25 protein-coding genes are annotated in these 24,131 nt (G+C 57.9%); 11 read left to right on the top strand and 14 right to left on the bottom strand.

Going from position 1 to position 24,131, the window contains the following annotated elements:
- Positions 1-49: 49 nt before the first annotated feature.
- Both WA845_RS03765 and dut read right to left on the bottom strand, forming a co-directional pair.
- A complete protein-coding gene (locus WA845_RS03765; protein ID WP_112555979.1) occupies positions 50-667 on the bottom strand; it encodes a LysE family translocator in 618 nt (205 codons plus the stop codon).
- A gap of 86 nt (positions 668-753) precedes the next feature.
- Positions 754-1,224 (bottom strand): dUTP diphosphatase, encoded by a 471-nt coding sequence (gene dut, locus WA845_RS03760; RefSeq protein WP_004439510.1) that lies wholly within the window; start codon positions 1,222-1,224, stop codon positions 754-756.
- A gap of 90 nt (positions 1,225-1,314) precedes the next feature.
- Between dut and WA845_RS03755 the strand changes: the two genes are divergently transcribed.
- From WA845_RS03755 to WA845_RS03745, 3 genes are all read left to right on the top strand, one after another.
- Positions 1,315-2,898, top strand: a complete 1,584-nt coding sequence (locus WA845_RS03755) for a peptide chain release factor 3 (RefSeq protein WP_022555492.1) — start codon at positions 1,315-1,317, stop codon at positions 2,896-2,898.
- A 170-nt stretch (positions 2,899-3,068) separates the two neighbouring features.
- Entirely contained in the window at positions 3,069-4,274 is a 1,206-nt protein-coding gene (gene coaBC / locus WA845_RS03750; RefSeq protein ID WP_107339943.1) for a bifunctional phosphopantothenoylcysteine decarboxylase/phosphopantothenate--cysteine ligase CoaBC, read from the top strand.
- A complete protein-coding gene (locus WA845_RS03745) occupies positions 4,271-4,645 on the top strand; it encodes an MmcQ/YjbR family DNA-binding protein (RefSeq protein ID WP_004439515.1) in 375 nt (124 codons plus the stop codon). The genes coaBC and WA845_RS03745 overlap by 4 nt, the downstream gene beginning before the upstream one ends.
- Positions 4,646-4,653: 8 nt before the next feature.
- On the opposite strand, the gene WA845_RS03740 is transcribed toward WA845_RS03745, so the two are convergent.
- The 3 genes from WA845_RS03740 to ubiE form a co-directional block, all read right to left on the bottom strand.
- Positions 4,654-5,568 carry a sterol desaturase family protein gene (locus WA845_RS03740; protein WP_112555977.1) on the bottom strand — a complete coding sequence of 305 codons (915 nt, stop codon included), beginning with the start codon at positions 5,566-5,568 and terminating at the stop codon, positions 4,654-4,656.
- A 161-nt stretch (positions 5,569-5,729) separates the two neighbouring features.
- Positions 5,730-7,304, bottom strand: a complete 1,575-nt coding sequence (ubiB, locus tag WA845_RS03735; RefSeq protein ID WP_004439518.1) for a 2-polyprenylphenol 6-hydroxylase — start codon at positions 7,302-7,304, stop codon at positions 5,730-5,732.
- A 36-nt stretch (positions 7,305-7,340) separates the two neighbouring features.
- A complete protein-coding gene (ubiE, locus tag WA845_RS03730) occupies positions 7,341-8,117 on the bottom strand; it encodes a bifunctional demethylmenaquinone methyltransferase/2-methoxy-6-polyprenyl-1,4-benzoquinol methylase UbiE (RefSeq protein WP_006699685.1) in 777 nt (258 codons plus the stop codon).
- A gap of 143 nt (positions 8,118-8,260) precedes the next feature.
- Between ubiE and mutM the strand changes: the two genes are divergently transcribed.
- The 4 genes from mutM to dnaA all read left to right on the top strand — a co-directional run bounded on the left by mutM (position 8,261) and on the right by dnaA (position 12,748).
- Positions 8,261-9,157 carry a bifunctional DNA-formamidopyrimidine glycosylase/DNA-(apurinic or apyrimidinic site) lyase gene (mutM, locus tag WA845_RS03725; protein ID WP_112555975.1) on the top strand — a complete coding sequence of 299 codons (897 nt, stop codon included), beginning with the start codon at positions 8,261-8,263 and terminating at the stop codon, positions 9,155-9,157.
- A gap of 27 nt (positions 9,158-9,184) precedes the next feature.
- Positions 9,185-9,958, top strand: a complete 774-nt coding sequence (locus tag WA845_RS03720; protein ID WP_004439522.1) for an enoyl-CoA hydratase — start codon at positions 9,185-9,187, stop codon at positions 9,956-9,958.
- 195 nt (positions 9,959-10,153) lie between these two features.
- Positions 10,154-10,420, top strand: coding sequence for a 30S ribosomal protein S20 (gene rpsT / locus WA845_RS03715; protein ID WP_004439523.1), 267 nt, complete (start codon positions 10,154-10,156; stop codon positions 10,418-10,420).
- A gap of 864 nt (positions 10,421-11,284) precedes the next feature.
- Positions 11,285-12,748 (top strand): chromosomal replication initiator protein DnaA, encoded by a 1,464-nt coding sequence (gene dnaA, locus WA845_RS03710; RefSeq protein ID WP_006699682.1) that lies wholly within the window; start codon positions 11,285-11,287, stop codon positions 12,746-12,748.
- Positions 12,749-12,816: 68 nt separating this feature from the next.
- Here dnaA and hemW read toward each other — a convergent pair whose 3' ends face one another.
- From hemW to rph, 3 genes are read right to left on the bottom strand one after another with little or no spacing between them, the layout of a single operon-like run.
- Positions 12,817-14,016, bottom strand: a complete 1,200-nt coding sequence (gene hemW, locus WA845_RS03705; protein ID WP_035206815.1) for a radical SAM family heme chaperone HemW — start codon at positions 14,014-14,016, stop codon at positions 12,817-12,819.
- A gap of 5 nt (positions 14,017-14,021) precedes the next feature.
- Positions 14,022-14,666 carry an RdgB/HAM1 family non-canonical purine NTP pyrophosphatase gene (gene rdgB, locus WA845_RS03700; RefSeq protein WP_112555973.1) on the bottom strand — a complete coding sequence of 215 codons (645 nt, stop codon included), beginning with the start codon at positions 14,664-14,666 and terminating at the stop codon, positions 14,022-14,024.
- A 17-nt stretch (positions 14,667-14,683) separates the two neighbouring features.
- Entirely contained in the window at positions 14,684-15,400 is a 717-nt protein-coding gene (gene rph / locus WA845_RS03695) for a ribonuclease PH (RefSeq protein WP_003503798.1), read from the bottom strand.
- 136 nt (positions 15,401-15,536) lie between these two features.
- Between rph and hrcA the strand changes: the two genes are divergently transcribed.
- On the top strand, positions 15,537-16,628 hold the full coding sequence (hrcA, locus tag WA845_RS03690; RefSeq protein WP_022555500.1) for a heat-inducible transcriptional repressor HrcA: 1,092 nt from the start codon (positions 15,537-15,539) through the stop codon (positions 16,626-16,628).
- A 112-nt stretch (positions 16,629-16,740) separates the two neighbouring features.
- On the top strand, positions 16,741-17,376 hold the full coding sequence (gene grpE, locus WA845_RS03685; RefSeq protein ID WP_004439535.1) for a nucleotide exchange factor GrpE: 636 nt from the start codon (positions 16,741-16,743) through the stop codon (positions 17,374-17,376).
- Between the two features lie 82 nt (positions 17,377-17,458).
- On the opposite strand, the gene ptsN is transcribed toward grpE, so the two are convergent.
- From ptsN to lptC, 6 genes are all read right to left on the bottom strand, one after another.
- Positions 17,459-17,920 (bottom strand): PTS IIA-like nitrogen regulatory protein PtsN, encoded by a 462-nt coding sequence (ptsN, locus tag WA845_RS03680; RefSeq protein WP_004439537.1) that lies wholly within the window; start codon positions 17,918-17,920, stop codon positions 17,459-17,461.
- A gap of 82 nt (positions 17,921-18,002) precedes the next feature.
- Entirely contained in the window at positions 18,003-18,575 is a 573-nt protein-coding gene (hpf, locus tag WA845_RS03675; protein WP_003520085.1) for a ribosome hibernation-promoting factor, HPF/YfiA family, read from the bottom strand.
- Between the two features lie 234 nt (positions 18,576-18,809).
- Complete coding sequence (gene rpoN, locus WA845_RS03670; RefSeq protein ID WP_337322195.1) at positions 18,810-20,360, bottom strand: RNA polymerase factor sigma-54; 1,551 nt, start codon at positions 20,358-20,360, stop codon at positions 18,810-18,812.
- Between the two features lie 153 nt (positions 20,361-20,513).
- Positions 20,514-21,323 (bottom strand): LPS export ABC transporter ATP-binding protein, encoded by an 810-nt coding sequence (lptB, locus tag WA845_RS03665; RefSeq protein ID WP_004439542.1) that lies wholly within the window; start codon positions 21,321-21,323, stop codon positions 20,514-20,516.
- Positions 21,324-21,332: 9 nt separating this feature from the next.
- Positions 21,333-21,896, bottom strand: a complete 564-nt coding sequence (locus WA845_RS03660) for an LptA/OstA family protein (protein WP_004439544.1) — start codon at positions 21,894-21,896, stop codon at positions 21,333-21,335.
- Positions 21,897-21,909: 13 nt separating this feature from the next.
- Positions 21,910-22,575 (bottom strand): LPS export ABC transporter periplasmic protein LptC, encoded by a 666-nt coding sequence (gene lptC, locus WA845_RS03655; RefSeq protein ID WP_006698894.1) that lies wholly within the window; start codon positions 22,573-22,575, stop codon positions 21,910-21,912.
- 234 nt (positions 22,576-22,809) lie between these two features.
- Between lptC and sppA the strand changes: the two genes are divergently transcribed.
- Both sppA and WA845_RS03645 read left to right on the top strand, forming a co-directional pair.
- The gene (gene sppA, locus WA845_RS03650; RefSeq protein WP_112556158.1) at positions 22,810-23,763 is read left to right on the top strand and encodes a signal peptide peptidase SppA; all 954 of its coding nucleotides are present in this window, start codon (positions 22,810-22,812) and stop codon (positions 23,761-23,763) included.
- Between the two features lie 2 nt (positions 23,764-23,765).
- Entirely contained in the window at positions 23,766-24,092 is a 327-nt protein-coding gene (locus tag WA845_RS03645) for an integration host factor subunit beta (protein WP_219256707.1), read from the top strand.
- The last annotated feature ends 39 nt before the right edge of the window (positions 24,093-24,131 follow it).

The raw sequence follows: 24,131 nt of genomic DNA, 5'->3' as shown, positions 1-24,131 counted from the left end.
AATTGCGGGAATAATTTCACGCCAGATCGCGGAAATGCACGAATTTGTTTTACGTGCTGCGGATGGCGATCATCGTCGCTGTTCCAGCCAGAATACCCGCCGCGGTGCGGTTGAGAATTGTCAGGGCGCTCGGTCTTTTCAGGAGGTTGCGCGCTTTGGCCGCAAGCAGGATGTAAGGCAGGAGAACCGCCATCAGCACGACAAAGGTGATGGCAAGAAGCGTCGCATATTCCGAAGGGCCGATCACGCGGATGTCGATCAGCGTCGGCACCAGCGCCACATAAAAAAGCATGGTTTTTGGATTGCCGAGGGTGATCAGCAGGCCGGACAGGAAGGACATGGACATGCTCGTGCTCTTCTTCGCCTTCAGGTCCTGCGGCAAGAGACCGGCGGTCCAGAGCTTCCAGGCGATATAGAGAAGATAGGCCGCACCTGCAAATTTCAGGACCATGAAGGCCTCCTGAAAGGTCTGCGCGACGAAGGCCAGCCCCAGGATCACAGCGGTCAGATAGATCATGTCGCCAAGCACCAGCCCGAGACCCATAAAAAAGGTTTCCCGAAAGCCCGAACCCAGCGCCCGCGCCACGATTGCCGTCATGCCGGGGCCGGGAATGGCGGCAGCGATGAAGAGGGCGGTGGCATAAGCGAATAGGGTGGTCAGCGTCATGATCGTGTTCCCTGAAAATCCGCCAGATCCATAGCGAAAATGCCGGGCAAAGACAATCAGTCCGCTCCTCTGCACCAGGGGTGTCGCTAAACGCCGGTAGAGCCGAAACCGCCGACGCCACGCGCCGTCTGCGAAGTTTCCATCACTTCGACAACAGTCACCTGCGTCACGGGCGCGATGACCATCTGCGCAATGCGCATGCCGCGCTCGACGACGAAATCGTCCTGACCGAGATTGGCGAGGATGACTTTCACCTCGCCGCGATAATCGCTGTCCACCGTGCCCGGGGAATTAAGGCAGGTGATGCCGTTCTTGATGGCAAGGCCGGAGCGGGGGCGGATTTGCGCCTCATATCCGGCGGGAACTTCGAACACGAAGCCGGTCGGCACCAGCGCCCGTTCACCGGGTTTCAGGGTCAACGGCTCACCCACGGACACAGCTGCACGCAGGTCCATGCCGGCGGCGCCACCGGTCTCGTAAGAGGGGAGTTCAAGGCCCGCGCCGTGGGCGAGGCGGGCAAGACGAAGAGGAGGCAGATTGTTGTTTTGAACGGTCATGCGGCATTAGTTTGCCGAGATCGCGGCAAGGTCAATTGCAAAACCGGGCCTGAAACGCTAGATACCCCGCAATTCCACAGGATTTGTCAGATGGCCGAAACACTTGCCGAGGCGGTCTCCCGCCGCCGCACCTTTGCTATTATCGCGCACCCGGACGCGGGTAAAACCACGCTCACCGAAAAGCTGCTGCTGTTCGGCGGAGCGATCCAGCTTGCCGGTGAGGTGAAGGCGAAAAAGGACCGCATCCAGACCCGTTCGGACTGGATGAAGATCGAGCGCGAGCGCGGCATTTCGGTCGTCACCTCGGTCATGACTTTCGAATATAACGACCGCGTCTTCAACATCCTCGATACGCCCGGCCACGAAGATTTCGCTGACGATACCTATCGTACGCTGACGGCCGTGGATGCGGCGATCATGGTCATCGACGCCGCCAAGGGTATCGAGCCGCGCACGCTGAAGCTGTTCGAAGTCTGCCGCATGCGCGATATTCCGATCATCACCTTCATCAACAAGATGGACCGCGAAAGCCGCGACCCCTTCGAGATACTGGACGAGGTGGAGGAGAAGCTGGCGCTCGATACGGCGCCGATCACATGGCCGGTGGGCCGCGCCAAAACCTTCTGCGGCGCCTATCATCTTGCCGACAGCACGTTCCGCGGCGTCGACACGCAGGTGGAGGCCATGAAGGTTAACGGTCCGCAGGCGGTGGCGGATCGACTGCCGGAAAATGAGCGCGATGCTTTCATCGAAGAAACGGAACTGGCGATGGAAGCCTGCCGTCCCTTCGATCGGCAGGCTTTCCTCGAAGGCCATATGACGCCGGTCTTCTTCGGTTCGGCGCTGCGCAATTTCGGTGTGCGTGACCTTATCAATGCGCTCGGCGATTTCGCACCGCCGCCGCGCGATCAGGTGGCGGATACCCGCACCGTGCATGCGGCCGAAGACAAAATGACTGCCTTCGTCTTCAAGATTCAGGCCAATATGGACCCGAACCACCGCGACCGTATCGCCTTTGCCCGCATCTGCTCCGGCAAGCTGGAGCGCGGCATGAAGGCGCGCCTGTCACGCACCGGCAAGCAGATGGGACTCACCGCGCCGCAATTCTTCTTCGCCTCGCAACGCCAGCTGGCCGACACAGCCTTTGCAGGTGATGTGGTCGGCATTCCGAACCACGGCACGCTCCGCATCGGCGATACGCTGACCGAGGGTGAAAACCTCGTGTTCCAGGGTGTGCCAAACTTCTCGCCGGAAATCCTGCGCCGTGTGCGTCTGGAAGATGCGATGAAGGCGAAGAAGCTGAAGGAAGCCTTGCAGCAAATGGCGGAAGAGGGCGTCGTGCAGCTCTTTTCGCCGGAAGACGGCTCGCCAGCCATCGTCGGCGTCGTCGGTGCGCTGCAGCTTGACGTGTTGAAGGAACGGCTGATGGGCGAATATGGCCTGCCGGTTTCCTTCGAAATGTCGCGCTTCTCGGTCTGCCGCTGGATTTCGTCCGATCAGCCGGCAGAAATGGACAAGTTCCTCAACGTCAAGCGTGGCGATATCGCCCGCGACCTGGATGGCGATCCGGTATTTCTGGCGCAGGATGCCTTTTCGCTGCGTTATGAATCCGAGCGTTTCCCCGCTATCAAGATGGTTGCGATCAAGGAATATCACGTCGCCAAGGCGGCGTGATATCGGCCGGGTTGCACTTTGTATGCGAAGGGCCGAGCATTTCAGGAAAAATGCGCAAGCGTCTTTCCGTCCAGAAATGTGGAAAAACAAAGAGCTAGAGCATTGAAGGTGATTACGTTTTCACTGAAAATGCTCTAGTTTCCCGGTGAACGGGAAACTGGTCCGGCAGTATGGCGCTTTCAGACAAACATATTCTCCTCATCATATCAGGCGGCATCGCGGCCTATAAGAGCCTCGACCTCATCCGCCGTCTGAAAGAGCGCGGCGCAAAGGTTACGCCTGTCATGACGAAAGGCGCGCAGGAATTTATCACCCCGCTCGCCGTTGGTGCATTGTCTGCCACCCATGTTTTCACGGAGCTTTTTTCACGGCAGGACGAGCAGGATGTTGGCCATATCAGGCTGGCGCGCGATTGCGATCTCGTGCTGGTGGCGCCCGCCACCGCCGATCTCATGGCGAAGATGGCACATGGTTTGGCCGATGATCTAGCTTCGGCGGTCCTTCTTGCGACCGACCGCAAGGTGCTGGTTGCGCCGGCGATGAACCCAAAAATGTGGTCGGCAAAGCCAACAATACGCAATGTCGATACGCTGAAGAAAGACGGTGTGTTTTTCGTCGGACCAATGGCCGGCGAGATGGCTGAGAAGGGGGAGGCTGGTCTCGGCCGAATGGCGGAGCCTTTACAGATCGTCCAAGCCGTTGAAGCGCTGCTGGATGGGGGGACGAAGCCCCTGAAGGGCAAGACGGCGATCGTGACCTCCGGCCCTACGCATGAGCCGATCGATCCCGTGCGCTACATCGCCAACCGTTCATCGGGCAAGCAGGGCCATGCGATTGCAGCGGCTCTCGCGGAACTCGGTGCAGACGTAACGCTGGTTTCCGGGCCGGTGACCATTGCTGATCCCGCCGGTGTGACGGTAATCCATGTCGAGCGCGCCGAAGAAATGCGGGACGCGGTGATCTCAAGGCTGCCGTCGGATATCGCCGTCATGGTTGCCGCCGTCGCCGACTGGCGGGTGGCGGGTTCATCAGAACAAAAGATCAAGAAACAGCCGGGTGATGCGCCGCCGGCGCTCCAGCTGACAGAAAATCCCGATATTCTCAAAACCGTCGGCCACCATGAAAACCGTCCAAAGCTTGTGGTGGGCTTCGCTGCCGAAACGCAGGACGTGGAAAAAAACGGTCGCGCCAAGCTGGAACGCAAGGGCGCGGATTACATCGTCGCCAACGACGTCTCGGCGCAAACCGGAATCATGGGTGGAGACCGCAACAGCGTGAAAATCATTTCGGCTGAGGGTGTTGAGGCATGGCCGGATCTCGATAAGGCCGAAGTGGCAAAACGTCTGGCAGCCTTTGTCGCGGAGAAACTCACATGACCATCTTTGATCGCAAGACATTCGACAGGATGCTTGGCGAATGGCCGGGCGTGCGTTTCGTCGATCAATGGGATTCGCATGTTGCCAAGGTGGGCGACAAGGTCTTTGCCGTGCTGGGCGAACGGGAAGACTGGCGGCTGGTGGTGAAATGCTCGGAGGAGAGCTTTGAAATCCTCACTGCGCTCGAAGGGATCGCCCAGGCGCCGTATTTTGCCAAACGCAAATGGATATCGATTGCCGATCATTCTCCGCTCGAACGGGAAGAAGTGGAGCACTATGTGCGCCGCTCCTATGAGCTTGTGGCAGCCGGCCTGACAAAAAAACTGCGGGGCGAGCTGGGCATCGTGATCGATCCCGCACCCGCCCTATAATTTCCGCTTCAATTGACCTTTTTGTCCTTGCCGATGATCTGGCGGACGCCTTCTTTGGTGAAGGGCTGCACGAGCTGTGGCAAAAAGCCCTTGGCGATCTCACCCTTGATGCCGATATCAGTTGATGAGGGTCGGTCAGGGTTATGGTAGGAGCCAAAGAGAATATCGAAGATGACGAGGTTTTCGCCGTAATTGGTATTGCCTTCCGGAAGCTGTTTTGAATGGTGCCAACGATGTAGGCGCGGCGTGCTGAAGACATAGTCGAGCACACCCGTTTTCATGTCGACATTGCAATGGGTCAAGATACCGATGAATGCGGTCACAGCACCCAGCCACCAGAACACCTGCAGCGGCGCACCCATGAAATAAAGCGGAATCTGGCTGAGCGCGATCTTGAACAGGGAATCGGCCGCATGGAACCGCCCGGTATTGACGACCCATAGCCGTACGACGCTGTGATGCAGGGCATGGAACCGCCAGAAAAAAACGGTTTCATGCGCGATGCGATGGGCCCAGTAGAGACCGAATTCGGCAATCGTTACCGCAAGCGAGACCTGCACCACCAGTGGCAGATGCGATGGCCACAGGTCAAAGCGCATTGCCGCGAGCGGCTGGAGCACGTTCGCGGCCAGCATCGGGAAGATGGCCGATGCTGCGGCGGCAAGTTGCACCAGCCCCTTGGTCAAAAGCGTGTGGCCGATGCTCGTCATTGTCTCGCCATCCCCTTCGAGCCATTCGACTTCATAGGGAATATAGCGTTCGAGAAGAAAGAGAGTGATAACCGCGCAGGCATAGACACTGAGAAACGCCGCGATCGGATGGCTGCTCGAGAAGGCGAAATATGACCCCACGAGGCCGCCAACAAAGACGAGTGGCCAGGAGGAATAGGAGAGGGTCTGTTTCAGTATCTGCGCTTTAGCCATCACAATCAAATCCCGTCCGGCATCATCCGTCCCTAACACCCGCGCACTATCGCAGCTTCAAAGCAGCCCTTTACCCGCACAACTGCCTGACCCGAGGAAAGGCCAGGTCTTTATTACCTCGAGACGTTACACAAACATGGCACGAAAACGTGCCGAGATGTTCAGCTTACCTTGATGGCAATAAAGACAAGCGTCAGCGCAATAACCCACAGCGCTATCCGCCCCCATCTGGTATGGCGCGCTTCTGCCCTGCCGATGGCTTCTGCGGTCTGCGCGTCGAAGCGCAAGCCATGCTCGCTCATATACATCAGTTCCGAATGCAGCTTCTCCGTCTTGGCGGCGATCTCCGGCGCTGCCTCGGCGAGCTTCAGGGCGGCCTTCACGCCGTCTTTCAGATCGGTCACGATACGTTTCGGGCCGAGATTGTCCCTTATCCAGCCACTGACAACAGGGTCAGCCGCCTTCCACATGTTGAAGCGCGGATTGAGCATACGCGACACGCCTTCCACCACCACCATGGTCTTTTGCAGCATCACGAGTTCCGGCCGGGTTTCCATGTCGAAAAGCTCAGTGACTTCAAAGAGAAGGGTCAGGAGCTTGCCCATGGAGATCGTCTCGGCCGGCTGGCCGTGAATTGGCTCGCCGATGGCGCGGATCGCCTGCGCGAAACTCGCTATGTCGTGATGGCCCGGCACGTAACCGGCCTCGAAATGTACTTCCGCCACCCGCATGTAATCGCGCGTGATGAAGCCGTAGAGGATTTCAGCGAGAAACCGCCGCTCCTTTTTCCCGAGCCGTCCGGCGATGCCCATATCGACCGCGACTATCATGCCCTGCGGATCGACGAAAAGATTGCCGGGATGCATGTCGGCATGGAAAAAACCGTCGCGCAGGGTGTGCCGCAGGAAGGACTGAATTAGTGTGTCGGCGAGCTTGTTCAGGTCGTGACCGGCGGCCTTCAGGCCTTCAATGTCCGACATCTTGACGCCGTCGATCCACTCCATGGTGACGACGTCACGACCGGTGCGTTCCCAGTCGACTTCGGGAACACGAAAACCGGGATCTTGCCTGGTGTTTTCCGCAAGCTCGGAAAGGGCGGCGGCCTCAAGCCGCAGATCCATCTCGATCTTGGTGGTCTGCTCCAGCGTGCGCGTCACTTCGACTGGGCGCAGACGACGGGCCGAGCGGACAAAGCGCTGTTGCAGGTCGGCGATCAGATACATCGCCTCGAGATCGTTCTGGAAGCGTTGTCGCACGCCGGGACGGATCACCTTCACGGCAACCTTGCGTGGCCCCTTTGGCGTATCCACAATCGCCGGATGGACCTGGGCGATGGAGGCGGCGGCGATCGGGTCGCCAAATTCCCTGTAGAGTTCCGAAACCGGCCGTCCGAGCGATCCCTCGATATTCGCTTTGGCGGCCGCGGCTGGGAAAAAGGCCATGCGGTCCTGAAGGCTTGCGAGATCGTCTGCGAACTCCGCGCCCACCACATCCGGACGGGTGGCCAGAAACTGACCCATCTTCACATAGGACGGTCCAAGCCGCTCGACAGCCACCGCCAGCCGATCGCTACGCTGCGCTCTTTTCGCCTTGCTACGGGCGAATGGCTTCAGCAGGGCTTTTAACACCTGCGCGGGCGCAGGAAGATCATCGGACGGCAGGGCCAGTACGACGCCTTCGCGCACGAGAACCCAGCCAACCCTTGCGAGGCGGAAATATGCGCCCAAAGTGCTCATGCTTATGCTTGTCTCCTGCCTATGCCGGCCATGGTCTTAGAGCTTCCAGCCGGAATGCAGGGCGGCGATGCCGCCGGTGTAATTGGTATAGGTCACGCGGGAGAAGCCGGCGGTGCGGATCATCGTCGCAAAATCCTCCTGATTGGGGAATTTACGGATCGATTCGACCAGATACTGATAGGGTTCGGCGTCGCCGGTGATCATCTTGCCGAATTGCGGAATGGCATTGAACGACCACGCGTCGTAGACGCGATCAAGCAGCGGCATCTCAACTTCGGAAAACTCCAGCACCAGAAGCCGCCCGCCGCGCTTCAGCACACGGTGCGCTTCCTTCAGCGCAACGTCGATGCGCGGAACATTGCGAATGCCAAAGGCGATCGTATAGGCGTCGAAGCTGTTCGCCTCAAAAGGTAGTTCCTCGGCATTGGCCTCCACGAAGGTCAAATTGTCCGAAAGCTTCTTTTTCGCCGCGCGCTCTTCGCCGACGGCAAGCATCGAGCCGTTGATATCGAGAACGGTGGCATGCGCCAGACGGTTGGAAGCTTCGATGATCCGGAAGGCAATATCCCCGGTACCACCAGCCACGTCCAGAACCTTGTAGGAGGGATCCTTGCGCGGCGAAAGCGAGGACACCATGGCGTCCTTCCACAGCCGGTGCAGGCCGGCCGACATCACGTCGTTCATGATATCGTAGCGCTTGGCCACCTTGTGGAAGACCTCGTTGACCATCCCCTGCTTCTGGCCTTCGTCCACTTTGTGGAAGCCATAGGACGTTTCCATGCCGCCTTGGGCGGTGGTACGGGCGTCGGTCATCGTCTGTCTCCATATTTATTGCGTGGCGGACCATAGCGGAAACGCCATGGCGACGCTATCTGTTGCCGCATCGCCTGGGCGCGACATTTCGCGTGCACTTTATAGACCACATGGTCCTAACGAAAAACTGCCGGATAAGCCAGATGCCAGAATTGCCAGAAGTCGAAACCGTCAGACGCGGCCTTGCTCCCGCCATGGAAGGGGCAAGGGTTCGCAAGCTCCATCTCGGCCGCCCCGACCTGCGGTTTCCGTTTCCAGAGGATTTCGCGGAGCTTATCGAGGGGAAGACAATCATCTCGCTCGGAAGGCGGGCAAAATATCTTCTGATCGAGCTGGAGGACGGGCTGACAATCGTGTCCCATCTCGGCATGTCCGGCTCTTTCCGCGTGGAAGCGGAAGCCGATGCAGAAGGCAGCATACCCGGCGTGTTCCACCATCCCCGCTCGAAGGACGGCAAGCACGACCACGTTGTCTTTCATCTGGATAAAGGCGAAGAGCGCGTCTGCGTTATCTATAATGATCCGCGCCGCTTCGGCTTCATGCATCTGGTGGAGCGCAGCAAGCTCGATCTTTATCCCGCCTTTGCGGAACTTGGCCCGGAGCCAACAGGCAATACGCTGAGCGCGGATTATCTCGCGAGCCGGTTCGACGGTAAAAGCCAACCGCTGAAAAGCACGCTGCTGGACCAGAAGGTTATTGCCGGCCTCGGCAATATCTATGTCTGCGAGGCGCTGTGGCGCGCCCATCTTTCCCCCCTGCGTGCCGCCGGAACGCTGGTAACGAAAGGTGGCAAGCCCACAGCGAAGCTTGTCGATCTCACGGAGAAAATCCGCGATGTCATCGCCGATGCCATCGCCGCCGGGGGCTCATCATTGCGCGACCACATACAGACGGACGGAACGCTTGGTTATTTCCAGCATTCCTTTTCGGTCTACGATCAGGAGGGGCAGCCTTGCCGTACCCCCGGCTGCAGGGGTACGGTTGAAAGGGTGGTGCAGGCTGGCCGCTCCACCTTTTATTGCGCCGCCTGCCAGAAATGAACGAACGACGGAGAAGGGGAGACTGCCGTGGATTATGAAACGATATTGGTCGAAAAGCGCGACGAGGTAGGGGTCATCACGCTCAATCGTCCAAAGGCGCTAAACGCACTCAATTCCGTGCTTCTGAAAGAGCTGCGACACATCCTGTCTTCATTTTCCGTGGACGATTCCATCGGTGCGGTCGTTATCACCGGCTCTGAGAAGGCATTTGCGGCTGGTGCCGATATCAAGGAAATGCAGGGGCTGGATTTCGTCGATGCCTATGTCGGCGATTTTCTTGGCGGCTGGGACGAGGTTGCGGCCACCCGCAAACCCGTCATCGCCGCCGTTTCCGGTTTTGCCCTCGGGGGCGGGTGCGAACTCGCCATGATGTGCGACTTCATAATAGCATCCGATACGGCAAAGTTCGGCCAGCCGGAGATCACGCTGGGTGTCATTCCAGGCATGGGCGGCTCCCAGCGGCTGACGCGTGCGGTGGGTAAGGCAAAGGCGATGGACCTCGTTCTGACTGGCCGCATGATGGATGCGGCGGAAGCCGAGCGCGCCGGTCTCGTATCGAGAATCGTACCGGCCGCGAACCTGATGGACGAGGCGGTGGAGGCCGCCACCCGCATCGCGTCGCTGTCGCGTGCCTCCGTGCTCATGGCCAAGGAAAGTGTCAATCGTTCCTTCGAAGTGCCGCTTTCGGAAGGTCTGAGATATGAAAGACGGTCCTTTCAGTCGCTTTTTGCCACGGCAGATCAGAAGGAGGGCATGGCGGCCTTCGTCGAAAAGCGCAAACCTGCTTTCCGGAATCGCTAAGGATTCGGAATATCGGCGCTTTTAAGCGTTTTGCGCGTTGACGGGCGTAAGCTTTAGCGGTATATGCCCGCCCACGGTTAAGGAAAGCCATCCGGCTTGTCCGAAATTACTCCCGCATTCTTGGGTTACGTGAGGTCTTCGAAAGACCCGATCCTCTGGTTGCGGAATTTGGTTTGAATTCGAAGAGAGGCATACATGGCCAATACAACTTCGGCGAAAAAGGCGACCCGCAAGATCGCTCGCCGTACCGCAGTCAACAAGGCTCGCCGTTCGCGCGTTCGCGGCTTCATCCGCAAGGTAGAGGAAGCTATCGCTACCGGTGATCTCGCTGTCGCTACCGAAGCTCTGAAGGCAGCTCAGCCCGAGATCCAGCGCGCCGCTACGAAGGGCGTTCTGCATGGCAACACGGCATCCCGTAAGGTGTCGCGTCTTGCGCAGCGCGTGAAGGCTCTTTCCGCCTAATCCGGCTAATTACAAATAATTATTCAAAAAGCCTGGTCTTTGACCGGGCTTTTTCTGATTCTAACCGCCTGTTAATCATTCCTCCCGTAACGTGACAAATGCGTGTCAACTGAACGACAGGAAAAACTAAGCAAAAACAATTACTTGCTGGAGGTCTTCTCCAAAATGGGAAGCTTGCTCTACGGAAGTCGGGGCAAGTTTTGAGTCAAGAAGATTTTTATTTTTTTGCCAAAACAGGCTCTCAAAAAACGCCAAAATTGAATCTCATTGATTCATAAGCGATTCTGCTTTGAACCTTGACGGTGATGCAAAACGGCCTTTGCGAGTCAATGGCCGATCTACGTTTTTGCAGAAAAAACGCCATTGATCTCTCCCCACGATCCTGCCTAAATGCATTCCAACAAGGGGTGCGGATCTCAGTCCACAGATTATCTCGATGTTCGTATCGACGATATTCACCTTCTTGCTGACGGGTCTTTCGAGGTCCGTTTTTTCAGGTCATGGAGCTTTTTGTACCGTTTCGGTCTCGGAACGGGCGGGAGCTTTTTGTCCTCAAAAATGCGCCTTAAGGTTGTGGCGAAAGGAGCGTTTTGAGCGTGTCGCAGGCCTCTCCATGAGGGAGAGGGAAATGGGAAACCGGCTCGCAACGAGAATAGTCTTTGACGTTCTTTCGAGGGGAACGCTGAGGGCGGGAATAAACGAGGGGGATCTCTGGCGATCTATTTTGGTCGTCAGGCTATGATTGGCAATTTGAAAGGCGGCAATATGCAATTGAATTTGGCGATGGGTGCGGTGGCTGATGGGGACCGCGCACCAAAGGCATGTGATGCAGCTTGCTCAGAGGCGGCAGGGGACAAATCGGCAATGAAGCATGATGCGCTGTTTGAACGTTTTAGCGCGCGGCTCAAGGCACAGGTTGGTCCGGAAGTCTATGCGAGCTGGTTTGCACGGCTGAAACTCCATTCCGTTTCAAAAAGCGTCGTTCGTTTTACCGTTCCGACGACCTTTCTGAAGTCCTGGATCAATAACCGTTATATGGACCTGATCACCAGCCTCGTGCAGAGCGAGGATCCGGATGTGCTGAAGGTGGAGATTCTGGTCCGCTCGGCCAGCCGTCCGGTGCGCCCGGCCCAGGCTGAGGAGCGGACACAGCCCGCTCAGGAAATCGGGGCGGTTCAGCGCAACAAGCCTTTTGTCCCGCAGCAGCCCGCGGCGGCGCCTTCTGCGCAGCCCGTGGCCGCGCAGGCAACGCTGCGTCAGGGCGGCTCCGGTCCGCTGTTCGGGTCACCGCTGGATACGCGTTTCACCTTCGAGACGTTTGTGGAAGGTTCGTCCAACCGTGTTGCGCTTGCAGCCGCAAAGACGATCGCAGAAGCCGGCGCTGGTGCCGTGCGTTTTAATCCGCTGTTCATCCATGCGGGTGTGGGCCTCGGCAAGACACATCTTCTGCAGGCCATCGCGAATGCGGCCATCGACAGCCCGCGCAATCCGCGCGTGGTTTATCTGACGGCCGAATATTTCATGTGGCGTTTCGCAACCGCGATCCGTGACAATGACGCTCTGACGCTGAAGGATACGCTGCGCAATATCGATCTGCTCGTCATCGATGACATGCAGTTTCTGCAGGGCAAGATGATCCAGCACGAATTCTGCCACCTGCTGAACATGCTGCTCGACAGCGCCAAGCAGGTCGTGGTTGCGGCTGACCGCGCTCCATGGGAACTGGAATCGCTCGATCCGCGCGTGCGCTCCCGCCTTCAGGGCGGCATGGCCATCGAGATCGAAGGGCCCGATTACGACATGCGTTATGAGATGCTCAACCGCCGCCTCGGTTCGGCCCGTCAGGAAGATCCTTCCTTTGATATTTCGGACGAAATCCTGACCCATGTCGCCAAAAGCGTTACGGCGAGCGGTCGCGAACTTGAGGGTGCGTTCAACCAGCTGATGTTCCGGCGCTCTTTCGAACCGAATCTGTCGGTCGATCGGGTCGATGAACTACTGTCGCATCTCGTCGGCACGGGCGAGGCCAAGCGCGTGCGTATTGAGGATATTCAGCGGATCGTCGCCAAGCATTACAACGTGTCGCGGCAGGAACTGGTGTCCAACCGCCGCACCCGAGTCATCGTCAAGCCACGCCAGATCGCCATGTATCTGGCGAAGATGCTGACGCCGCGGTCTTTCCCGGAGATCGGCCGCCGTTTTGGCGGACGTGACCATACCACGGTTCTGCATGCGGTGCGCAAGATCGAGGAGCTGATCTCCGGCGATACCAAGCTCGGTCATGAGGTCGAGCTGCTGAAGCGCCTGATCAACGAAAACAACGCATGAAAAAAGCGGCCTCCGGGCCGCTTTTTTATTCTCTTCTTGTTTGAGGACTAAAGCCGGATGCGCGGGTGTCAGCAGGCGAGGTCGGCGACGACGGCGTCCAGAATGAGCATGCCCGATGGGGTGCAGCGCAGCCGGGAGTTTCCGAGCCGCTCCACAAAGCCGTGCTGGAGAAGAAACTCCTCCTTTTCCGGGTCGAGGTCGCGTCCGGAAAGATCGCTCCAGCGGGCGAGATCGATGCCTTCCCGCAGGCGAAGGCCCATCAGCAGCAATTCGTCGGCCTGTTCATCGACGCCGAGGAGTTCCTGATCGATCATGCCGTGGCCTTCCCGCTCAACGGTTTCCAGCCAGGTCTCAGGGTGGCGTTCGGTCGCCGTTGCGAGCTTGGAGGAGCCGCGCGTCAGACGCCCATGCGCGCCAGGACCGATGCCCGCGTAATCGCCATAACGCCAGTAGGTGAGGTTGTGGCGACTTTCAGCACCGGGCCGGGCATGGTTGGAAACCTCGTAGGCCGGCATGCCGTAACGCTCGGTGATTTCCTGAGTGGCTTCATAAAGCACGGCCGAATGCTCGCCATCTGGCACGATGAGTTTGCCGGCCTTGTGCAGACCGTAGAAGGGCGTGCCTTCTTCTATCGTCAGCTGATAGAGCGACAGATGGTCAACGGCATAGGAGACTGCTTCCTTCAGCTCGGCGTCCCATTCGGCCACCGTCTGGTTCGGGCGGGCATAGATGAGGTCGAAGGACATACGCGGGAAAATCTCACGCGCCAGCCTGATGGCTTTCAGGGCGTCAGCGACATCATGCAGCCGTCCGAGGAATTTCAGGTCGCGGTCATTCAGCGCCTGCACACCGAGAGAGACGCGGTTGACGCCCGCCGCCCGGTAACCGCGGAACCGCTCTGCCTCGACGCTCGAAGGATTGGCTTCCATGGTGATCTCGATACCATCCGGCACATGCCAGAAGCGCGAGACGCCATCAAGAAGTGCTGCGACTGTCTGCGGGTCCATCAGCGATGGCGTGCCGCCGCCCATGAAGATGCTGGTGACGACGCGCGGGCCGCTCAGCGACCGCATATGTTCCATTTCACGCAGGAAGGCAGCCGTAAACCGCTCCTGATCTACCGGCCGGTGGCGGACATGGCTGTTGAAATCGCAATAGGGGCATTTGGCCGCGCAGAAGGGCCAATGCAGATAAATCCCGAAACCGGGATCGCCCGTATCCGGCAGAAGCGATGCGCCGGGGGCAGAAAGTTGATGCTCCCCGACCATCGGGTTCATGCCTCCAGGCAGGTTTCTACGAATTTTTTAAACGCACGGGCACGGTGCGATAGCGCAAAGCTGTCGCCATGTTTCCAGCCGTGTTTTTCGTCCGCGGTCATCTCACCGAATGTGGTGTCGTAACCCTCGGGTTTGAAGATCGGATCATAGCCAAATCCGCTCGTTCCGCGCGGTGGCCAGACGACAGTGCCTTCCACCTCGCCACGGAAATACTCGACATGACCATCGGGCCAGGCCAGGCACAGCACGCTGACAAAGCGGGCCTTGCGATCTTCCGGTTTCGATGCGCCGTGCTCGGCCAGCGCATCTTCAACTTTCCGCATCGCCATGACGAAGTCGCGTGTGCCGTCCGCCGTCTCCGCCCAATTGGCGGTGTAGACACCGGGCGCACCGTCAAGCGCGTCGATAACCAGACCGGAATCGTCGGACAAAGCCGGAAGACCGGATGCCTTCGCAGAGGCAAGCGCCTTGATGGCGGCATTTTCTTCGAAGGTCGTACCTGTCTCGTCCGGCTCTTCGAAGTTGAGCTCAGCCGCTGACTTGGCGGAAAAGCCGAAAGGGCCGATCAGATCGGCTATTTCGGCAATCTTGCCTTTGTTGTGGCTGGCGACGACGATGGTTCTGGTATCGAGCTTGCGCATCACGCTTTCCTGTCGGCTCAGGCGATGGCCTGTTTCTGAAGGGCGACCAATTCGCTGCAGCCGGCTTTGGCCAGGCCGAGCAGCGTCAGGAATTCTTCTTCGGAGAAGGGCGCGCCTTCAGCAGTACCCTGAACCTCGACGATGCCGCCCGAGCCGGTGATGACGAAATTCGCGTCGGTCTCGGCGGAGGAATCTTCGAGATAGTCGAGATCGATAACCGGCTGGTTGGCGAAGATACCGCAGGAGATCGCCGCGATATGATCCTTCAGGACTTTCTCGACCTTGATCATGTTGCGGGTTTCCATCCACTTCAGGCAATCGTGCAGCGCGATCCACGCGCCGGTAATGGAGGCGGTGCGGGTACCGCCATCGGCCTGGATGACGTCGCAATCGATACTGATCTGGCGTTCGCCGAGCGCCTGCAGGTCAACGACGGCGCGCAACGAGCGGCCGATGAGGCGCTGGATTTCCTGCGTACGGCCGCCCTGCTTGCCGGAAGCAGCTTCGCGCTTCATGCGTTCATGGGTGGAGCGCGGCAGCATGCCATATTCTGCGGTAACCCAGCCCTTGCCGCTGTTGCGCAGCCACGGCGGCGTCTTTTCTTCGAGGCTTGCGGTGACGAGCACATGCGTGTCGCCGAATTTCACGAGACAGGAGCCTTCGGCATGTTTCGAGAAATTGCGCTCGAAGGAAACCTTGCGCATCTGGTCGGTTTTTCTGCCTGAAGGCCGCATATGATCCACTCTCCATGTTGGTCCCTGCCTTCTAAGGCGAGGTCCTGGCTTTTGCAAAGCCAATTTCCATTTTGCCGCGGCCGCGCGACGCATTATATTGATGGCAGACAGGATATGGACGACAAAGAACGGACGAATGGGCTTTTCTGCACCGCTTTCAAAAGATCAGGCATCGCTTCTCGATGAACGGTCGCGGGAAATTTTCCGGCGCATCGTAGAAGGTTATCTCGATACCGGCGAACCGTTGGGCTCACGCAGCCTGTCGCGGCTGCTGCCGATGTCGCTTTCACCGGCCTCCGTACGGAACGTCATGAGCGATCTGGAGGAACTGGGCCTCATCTATTCCCCTCACATCAGCGCTGGGCGCCTTCCCACCCAGACCGGGTTGCGCTTTTTCGTTGATGCCTTCATGCAGGTAGGCGATCTGCCCGCGGAGGAACGCGCAAGCATCGATCGCCAGATCGGGCCGGTCGCCGGTCACGAGCAATCGCTGGAAGGGCTGCTGACGGAAGCGAGCCGCATGTTGTCCGGGATGTCGCGGGGCGCAGGCCTGGTGCTGACGGCCAAGAACGATGTGGTGCTCAAGCATGTCGAATTCATCAGGCTCGAACCGACCAAGGCGCTCGCCGTGCTGGTGGGTGATCATAATCAGGTCGAAAATCGCATCATAGAGTTACCGACTGGCATTTCTTCGTCACAGTTGACCGAGGCTGCGAATTTCATCAATGCCCATCTGTCCGGCCAGACGCTGCAGGAATTGCGCGGCCAGTTCCAGAAGCAGCAGGCGGAGCTGCAATCCGAACTCGGCACGCTGGCACAGGATCTCATCGAACGCGGTCTGGCTGTCTGGGCGGGCGATAGCGAGGACGGCAAGCTTGGTCGTCTCATCGTTCGCGGACGGTCCAACCTGCTGGAGGGACTGGCCGGCGAGGAAGACATCGATCGTGTTCGCCTGCTCTTTGACGATCTGGAGCGTAAGGAAAACCTCATTGAAATCCTCAACCTCGCGGAAAGTGGGTCGGGAGTGAGGATTTTTATCGGTTCGGAAAACAAGCTCTTTTCGCTTTCGGGTTCCTCGCTCATCGTCGCGCCGTATCGTGACGAGGACAATCGTGTCGTTGGTGCGGTCGGCGTCATCGGGCCCACCAGGCTGAATTATGCCCGTATCGTGCCCATGGTGGATTACACCGCGCAGATCATGGCCCGCCTTTCCCGCAAACAGAGATAGACAAGCCGGCAAGGAAGGAGAATGCGGCAAGCTTTTCGCCGCAAGCCTTGATTTTTGCCCGCCAAAGCTCGATATCGGGCGCAACCAACAATATTCAAATCTGGAGAACGTCATGACCGACGATACAAAAAAGCCCGGACCTGACGCGGACGTCGCGGAAGAGTTTGTCGATCCTGCTCAGGCAGGTGAAGAACAGGCTGAAACGGCGGAGCCTGATCCGGTCGAAGTGCTCAAGGCGGAAAATGCCGACCTGCGCGACAAGTTCCTGCGCCTTGCCGCGGAAATGGACAATCTTCGTCGTCGCACAGAACGCGACGTAAAAGATGCCAAGACCTATTCCATGGCCGCTTTTGCCCGCGACATGCTGGCGGTTTCAGACAATCTTCGCCGCGCTCTCGAGGCCATTCCCGCTGAGCTCAAGACCAATGGCGAAGCCGGTCTGAATGGCTTGATTGAAGGTGTCGAAATGACCGAGCGCTCGATGCTGTCGACGCTGGAACGCCATGGCGTGAAGAAGATCGATGCCGAAGGCCAGAAGTTCGACCCGAATTTCCATCAGGCCATGTTTGAAATTCCCAACACGACGGTTCCCAACAATACCGTATTGCAGGTAATTCAGGCCGGTTTCACCATTGGCGACCGCGTTCTGCGCCCCGCCATGGTCGGTGTCTCCAAGGGCGGCCCGAAGGCGGAAACCGCTGCCTCGGCTGAACCGGGCACTGCGTCGGTCAATGAAAAAGACGCTTGAGGCCATCTGTGCCGATTTAACGAAAAACGCGCCTTCAGGGCGCGTTTTTTATTGCCATTAACTGGGAAAGGAAGGCCTGCCGTCAGGCAGCCGTTGCCTGTTCCTGATTAAGGAAGGCGTAGATCGCCGTATCGGAATCTGTAGCACGCAGCTTGGCCACCAGTTCAGGGTCGCGCAGGGCACGCGCAATGCGTGAAAGTGCCTTCAGATGGTCGGCGCCGGCACCTTCTGGCGCCAGCAGCAGGAAAACCAGATCAACAGGCTGATCGTCCAGCGCTTCGAAATCGACCGGCGTTTCAAGACGTGCGAAAACACCGGTGATCTGCTGGATGCTGTTGAGCTTGCCATGGGGAATGGCAATGCCGTGCCCCACACCGGTGGAACCGAGCTTTTCACGCTGGAGGATGACGTCGAACACTTCCCGTTCCGAGACTCCGGTAATTCTGGCTGCCTTTGCGGCCAGCTCCTGAAGCAGCTGCTTTTTGGAATTCACCTTGAGGGCGGGAATAATCGCATCTTGTTGCAGCAAATCTGCCAACGCCATTCTCTTTTTCCTTCATGCCATCGAGACGAGGCGGAAGGCAGATGCACTTTCGCGTCCTGCCTTCCACGTCTTGTCAGACTGTTCAGCTCTTGATCGTTTCCGCGTCGATCCAGCCGATATTGCCGTCGTGACGCCGGTAGACGATGTTGAGATATTCCTTGCCCGGGCTGCGGAACAGCAGAACCGGTTCGTCGGTCATGTCGAGCGCCATTACGGCACTGGCAACAGACATGGTCTTAATCTGTTTCGAACTCTCGGCCACAATGGTGGGTGCGTAATCTTCGGGGACCTCGTGGTCCTCATCGGGAATAGCATCCATCACCGTATAGGCGATTTCCTGCGACACGCCGTTCGCACCATTGTGATGGTCCTTGAGCTTGCGTTTGTAGCGACGCAGGCGCTTTTCGATCCGCTCGGCGGCGGCATCGAAGCTCGCTTGCGGATCATTCGCCTGACCCGCCGCATGCAATACAACGCCCGTATCGAGATGCAGCTTGCAATCGGCCGCAAAACGCGATCCGGACTTCTCTACGGTCACTTGGCCTGAATACCCCCCATCGAAGTATTTGGTAACCGCCAGACCTATATTGTCCTCAATCCGCTGACGGAAAGATTCACCGATCTCCATATGTTTACCAGATACACGCACACTCATGGAAATTTTCCTTTTTGTAGTGATTTGCGAGTACCAGCTTACGTCAAGCCGCGCGCGCATCCAAGCGTTTCGAAGACCTTAAAAAGCCCTCATTCGAATTTTACGCCCATGGACGGTGGAGATGAATCCGTTACAAATGACCTTGCTTACGTGTGCGGCGGGCTTCTAGCCCTTGCCGCGACAAGAGTCAATGGTGCGGCAAAAAACCGCCATAAACGTGATCGGGTTCATCGCTCAGAAGGCGGACAACCTGGCAAGAGCCTTCTTTTCCCGGCGTCTCTGCACGGAGGAGGGGATGTTCATCGCCTCCCGATATTTGGCGACGGTGCGGCGGGCGAGATCGATACCGTTCTTCTTTAGATTGTCCACGATATCGTCGTCGGAAAGCACCGCATCAGCCGCTTCCTGCGCAATCATGGCCTTGATACGGTGGCGGACTGCTTCCGCTGAATGGCTGTCACCGCCTTCCACAGCGCTGATCGATACGCTGAAGAAATATTTGAGCTCGAACAGCCCGCGTGGCGTCAGCATGTATTTCTTTGATGTCACGCGGCTGACGGTGGATTCGTGCATCTTGATGGCGTCCGCAACCGTCTTCAGGTTCAGCGGCCGCAGGTGATCCACGCCATTGAGGAGAAAGGCATCCTGCTGACGCACGATCTCCGTCGCAACCTTCATGATCGTCCGGGCGCGCTGGTCGAGGCTGCGGGTCAGCCAATGGGCGGTCTGCATGCATTCAGCCAGAAAGTCCTGGTCCTCTCCTGCGCGAGCCTTGTGTTTCGAGACTTCGGCGAAATAGCTCTGGTTGATGAGCACGCGTGGCAGGGTCTCGGGATTGATTTCCACCAGCCAGCCGCCGGAAGAGGAGGGACGAACGATGATGTCGGGAACGATGGTCTCCGAAACCGCTGAATCGTAGCCTGCACCGGGGCGTGGATTGAGCGTGCGGATTTCCGCCAGCATGTCGAGCAGGTCTTCCTCATCGACCCCGCAGAGTTTCTTTAAGGAGGCGAAATCCCGCTTCGCCAGAAGCTCGAGATTGTCGATGAAAGCCCGCATGGCCGGGTCGAGCCGGTCCTTCTGCGCGAGCTGGATCGCCAGACACTCGCTCAGTGAACGTGAAAATACGCCGGGAGGATCGAAGCCCTGGAGTGTCTTCAAGACCCGCTCGACAGTCGAGGGAGCCGCTCCCAGCCGCTCGGCGACGTCGTCGACAGCGTCTGCGGCGATATAGCCGGTCTCATCGAGTTGGCCGATAAGCACATCGGCGATCATCCTGTCTTCGGGGGAAGAGATGGAGAGCGGCAATTGCTGACTGAGATGGTCGCCCAGGCTCTGTTTTGCAGCGACGAAATCATCGAGATCGTAACTTTCGCCGGATTCCTGGCCCGGCATCGATTTCCACTGGCTCGCCAGTTCGGGCGCATCGGCCTTTCTCGGCTCGCCATCGTCGGGAAAGACGTTTTCGAAGCTCATGTCGAGTTGCTCGCCAAGATTGGCGGCGCGATCCCCGTACCAGTCTTCACTATCCGCGGTCACGCTGGGGGATTTTCCCGCGCCGTCACCATCGCTGTCGCCGAAATTGTCGGCTTCCGCCGGCATGTCATTGCTCAAATCGCCATCGTTTGCCGCAATTTCCAGCAGCGGATTACGTTCCACCTCCTGCGCGATAAACTGCGTCAACTCGAAATGCGTCATCTGAAGCAGCTGGATGGACTGCATCAGTTGCGGTGTCATCACGAGAGACTGGTTTTGACGCAGCAAAAGGCTGGCAGACAATGCCATGGCGAACGCGAAACTCCCTTTACAGCTTCTCCGTCGCCAGATTTTCCAGAAATTTTACCGAGACGACAGAACTTGGCCCAAAAATTGCTTTTTTATTTTGTTTGGTCAAGCGTCAGGGCAGGGCGCGATGAAGAATCTTTCGCGCCCTACAGCTTAAAGGCTGAAATTATTGCCGAGATAGAGGCGACGCACATCCGGATTGTTGACGATATCGTCGGGACGTCCATGCGTCAGCACCTCGCCTGCATGGATGATGTAAGCGCGGTCGATGAGGCCAAGCGTTTCTCGGACATTATGATCAGTGACGAGAACGCCGATGCCGCGCGCTGTCAGATGCCTTACCAGATTCTGGATGTCGCTGACCGAAATCGGATCGACGCCCGCGAAAGGCTCGTCGAGCAGCATGAAGGTCGGATCTGTCGCAAGCGCGCGTGCGATTTCCAGACGGCGGCGCTCACCACCCGAAAGCGCCACGGCGGGCGACTTGCGCAGCTGCGCGATATGGAATTCTTCCAGCAGCTCATCGAGCTTGCGGTTGCGCTTGGCTGCGTCCGGCTCGTGCACTTCCAGCACGGCGCGGATGTTCTCCTCCACGGTCAACCCGCGGAAGATCGAGGCTTCCTGCGGCAGATAACCGACACCGAGACGCGCGCGCCGATACATCGGCATGGTGGTGACATCGTTTCCGTTGATGGCGATCTTGCCGGTATCGACCGGAACCAGACCCGTGATCATATAAAAACAGGTGGTTTTGCCGGCGCCGTTCGGCCCGAGCAGGCCCACGGCCTCGCCGCGACGAACGACCAGCGAAACACCGTTGACCACGCGACGCGTATTATAGGTCTTGGTCAAACCATGCGCGATCAGCGTGCCCTGATAGGGGGTCTTGTCCGCCGGTGAGGCGGCGTCCGCGGATCGGTGGCGCCCGCCGCCGAATATTTTTGAGATCGAGGGTATCTTCACGAGGAAAGACTACTGTTTCTTCTGCGATTTCGGATCGAGCATGATCCGGACAGGACCGCCGCAGCTTTCGAGCTTGGCCTGTCCCGTATTCATCAGAACAGTGAGCTTGCAGCCTGTGAAGACATTGGTGCCTTCGGACAGCACGACCTGCTTGCCCGTCAGAATGAAGGTCTGCGCCGCCATGTCGAATTCGCCGTGATCGGCCGTCGCCTTCTGGGTCTCGGACGTCAGATAGACATTATTGTCCACGAAGATTTTTTCGATGTTGGCGTCGCCACTGGTGAGCGAGGAACCCTCGCCCTTGTAATTCACCGTCATCTTGCCGGCCTGCAGGGTGGTCGTTCCCTGCACAACCTTCACGTTGCCGGTAAAATATGCCTTACGCTCCTGATCGCGAATCTCGAGCTGGTCACTTTCAATCGCAATCGGCTGATCGCCGGAAAGCTTGACACCCTGCATGTTGCTGGTGGTGTTCTGGGCGAAAGCCACAGTTGCAAGACACGAAAAAACAAGACCTGCGGCTGTTAAGCCTGCGGATTTGCCAAGGAAAACGGGACGGGAAATTTGCATCATCTGGACCGGGCTCTCACTTGCCTTCATTTTTGATATTGGATGCAGCGATACGTGCCCGTACCTGCCCCGAAAATGTAATTGTCTTGCCATTATCGGCGATGTCAATCGATTGCGCAACAATCGAGCCGTCGTTTGTTTTGATTGAAACCGGCTGCTGGCTGCTCATTTTCCCAGCCTTCAGATCGACTTCCGCAGACTGGAATTTCGCTTGTATGCCATTGCTGAGATTGATGTCAAAAGGGGCGGTCATCTTTAGTTTGTTCGTGGCGCGGTCGAAAATGCCTTCCTGGGCGATCACCTGCGCGACACTGTCGTTTACCGGAACCGCCGCCAGAACCTTTTCGAGCGTCATCAGATTGGGGTTGGCGATGTCCTGCAACGCGCGGTCGGCGTTCATGGAGTAATCGATTCCCTTCTCGTTGCGGCCCGCAACGGCAGGTTTTTCCATCACGATCTTGCCGTCTTCTATCCTCGCGCTTTCGAGGGAGACCTCTTCAGGCGCCCAGGTTCGGATAACCGAGACAGCGATGAAGGCAAGCGAAACGATTGCCGCCCCGAGCGGCAGAATGATTTTCAGCCGTTTCACACGCGCTGAATGCCGGAGCGCACGCCCGTAAGCGCCGTTCTGGTCATTGGGCAGCGGAAATGCTGGCGCGGGTTCGCGGAGTCTTTCGAGCATAAGAGCGGGTCCGGAATGCTTCTCCGGCGCCTTTCAGGCGCACAATTGAAGCTTGTGTCTCTATCTAAATGTCTTTGGCACGAGTGCTTTGTCCTGCCAATATGGTTTTTGTCTGGAAAGGTGCAAGGGAAATGCGAATTTTATCGTAATTCTGGTTTCCTTATTGTTTCCTTGCGGCTTCGCGTTAGAAGAACCATATGGCCTGAAGCGCAAGAGCGGATGACAGAGGTTTTTATGGACAATATGGCGATAGCGGATCGCAGGCGGTTGCGCCGCAAGCTGACTTTCTGGCGGATTGCCGCCGTTCTTCTGCTCGTTGCCGGTTTCTTCGGCCTCTACCGTCTTTTCTGGGATGGACCGCAGCAGAGTGCGAAGCCCCATATTGCCCGCGTCGAGGTCTCTGGCCTGATCACCGACAATACCGAACTTCTCGAGCGGCTCGACAGGATCGCCAAGAGCGACAATGTCAAAGGACTGATCGTGTCGATTTCTTCGCCAGGCGGCACCACCTATGGCGGTGAGCGCATCTTTAAGGCCATTCGAGGGGTCGCAGAAAAGAAGCCGGTCGTTTCGGATGTGCGCACGCTCGCTGCCTCCGCAGGTTACATGATCGCATCGGCGGGCGATGTCATCGTTGCCGGTGAAACCTCGATCACCGGTTCGATCGGCGTGATCTTCCAATATCCCCAACTTGGCCAGTTGATGGACAAGCTCGGCGTCTCGTTGCAGGAAATCAAGTCGTCGCCGATGAAGGCGGAGCCTTCACCGTTCCACGAGGCGCCGGAAGAAGCAAAGTCGATGATCCGCGCCATGGTGATGGACAGCTATGGCTGGTTTGTGGACCTTGTGGCAGATCGCCGCAAACTGCCACGCGAGGATGTGTTGAAACTGGCTGATGGATCGATCTATACCGGCCGTCAGGCTCTTGCCAACAGGCTGGTCGACACGCTCGGCGGCGAAAAGGAAATTCGCACCTATTTCGAAACCCGCGGTGTGGCAAAGGATTTGCCGATTGTCGAATGGCGTGCGCCATCCTCCAATTCGCCTTTCGCGCTTTTCAGTGTTGCGCAAATAGCGAAGTTTCTGGGATATGACGATTTAATTCCCTTCGCAGGGCCTGGCCAGCTCGGTACGGACAAGTTGTTTCTTGACGGTCTTGTTTCCGTTTGGCAGGTTGAGCCGCGTTAAAAATCCAATTCTTTCAGGGGGCAACCGTGATCAAATCTGAACTGGTGCAGATCGTTGCTGCGCGTAACCCGCACCTTTATCACCGTGACGTGGAAAACATCGTCAATGCGGTGCTGGATGAAATCACCGACGCTCTGGCGGCAGGAAATCGTGTTGAGCTCCGCGGTTTTGGCGCGTTTTCGGTGAAAAACCGTCCGTCGCGCTCGGGCCGGAACCCGCGCACGGGTGAATCGGTTTTCGTCGAGGAAAAATGGGTGCCCTTCTTCAAGACGGGTAAGGAACTGCGTGAACGCCTGAACCCCGGAATGGGTGACGAAGAGGACGATTGATCGTTCTTGACGCCGGCGACTGAAACGGAGCCGGCCTTC

Source organism: Agrobacterium sp. CMT1, assembly GCF_037203725.1.
In the GTDB taxonomy this organism is placed as follows: Bacteria; Pseudomonadota; Alphaproteobacteria; order Rhizobiales; family Rhizobiaceae; genus Agrobacterium; species Agrobacterium pusense.
This window is presented reverse-complemented; position numbering and strand designations above follow the sequence as displayed.

Excerpts from the sequence above, each read along its gene's own strand:
- WA845_RS03765 (WP_112555979.1), bottom strand. The coding sequence starts at position 667 with ATGACGCTGACCACCCTATTCGCTTATGCCACCGCCCTCTTCATCGCT.
- dut (WP_004439510.1), bottom strand. The coding sequence starts at position 1,224 with ATGACCGTTCAAAACAACAATCTGCCTCCTCTTCGTCTTGCCCGCCTC.
- WA845_RS03755 (WP_022555492.1), top strand. The coding sequence starts at position 1,315 with ATGGCCGAAACACTTGCCGAGGCGGTCTCCCGCCGCCGCACCTTTGCT.
- coaBC (WP_107339943.1), top strand. The coding sequence starts at position 3,069 with ATGGCGCTTTCAGACAAACATATTCTCCTCATCATATCAGGCGGCATC.
- WA845_RS03745 (WP_004439515.1), top strand. The coding sequence starts at position 4,271 with ATGACCATCTTTGATCGCAAGACATTCGACAGGATGCTTGGCGAATGG.
- WA845_RS03740 (WP_112555977.1), bottom strand. The coding sequence starts at position 5,568 with ATGGCTAAAGCGCAGATACTGAAACAGACCCTCTCCTATTCCTCCTGG.
- ubiB (WP_004439518.1), bottom strand. The coding sequence starts at position 7,304 with ATGAGCACTTTGGGCGCATATTTCCGCCTCGCAAGGGTTGGCTGGGTT.
- ubiE (WP_006699685.1), bottom strand. The coding sequence starts at position 8,117 with ATGACCGACGCCCGTACCACCGCCCAAGGCGGCATGGAAACGTCCTAT.
- mutM (WP_112555975.1), top strand. The coding sequence starts at position 8,261 with ATGCCAGAATTGCCAGAAGTCGAAACCGTCAGACGCGGCCTTGCTCCC.
- rpsT (WP_004439523.1), top strand. The coding sequence starts at position 10,154 with ATGGCCAATACAACTTCGGCGAAAAAGGCGACCCGCAAGATCGCTCGC.
- dnaA (WP_006699682.1), top strand. The coding sequence starts at position 11,285 with ATGAAGCATGATGCGCTGTTTGAACGTTTTAGCGCGCGGCTCAAGGCA.
- hemW (WP_035206815.1), bottom strand. The coding sequence starts at position 14,016 with ATGGTCGGGGAGCATCAACTTTCTGCCCCCGGCGCATCGCTTCTGCCG.
- rdgB (WP_112555973.1), bottom strand. The coding sequence starts at position 14,666 with ATGCGCAAGCTCGATACCAGAACCATCGTCGTCGCCAGCCACAACAAA.
- rph (WP_003503798.1), bottom strand. The coding sequence starts at position 15,400 with ATGCGGCCTTCAGGCAGAAAAACCGACCAGATGCGCAAGGTTTCCTTC.
- hrcA (WP_022555500.1), top strand. The coding sequence starts at position 15,537 with ATGGGCTTTTCTGCACCGCTTTCAAAAGATCAGGCATCGCTTCTCGAT.
- grpE (WP_004439535.1), top strand. The coding sequence starts at position 16,741 with ATGACCGACGATACAAAAAAGCCCGGACCTGACGCGGACGTCGCGGAA.
- ptsN (WP_004439537.1), bottom strand. The coding sequence starts at position 17,920 with ATGGCGTTGGCAGATTTGCTGCAACAAGATGCGATTATTCCCGCCCTC.
- hpf (WP_003520085.1), bottom strand. The coding sequence starts at position 18,575 with ATGAGTGTGCGTGTATCTGGTAAACATATGGAGATCGGTGAATCTTTC.
- rpoN (WP_337322195.1), bottom strand. The coding sequence starts at position 20,360 with ATGGCATTGTCTGCCAGCCTTTTGCTGCGTCAAAACCAGTCTCTCGTG.
- WA845_RS03660 (WP_004439544.1), bottom strand. The coding sequence starts at position 21,896 with ATGATGCAAATTTCCCGTCCCGTTTTCCTTGGCAAATCCGCAGGCTTA.
- lptC (WP_006698894.1), bottom strand. The coding sequence starts at position 22,575 with ATGCTCGAAAGACTCCGCGAACCCGCGCCAGCATTTCCGCTGCCCAAT.
- sppA (WP_112556158.1), top strand. The coding sequence starts at position 22,810 with ATGGACAATATGGCGATAGCGGATCGCAGGCGGTTGCGCCGCAAGCTG.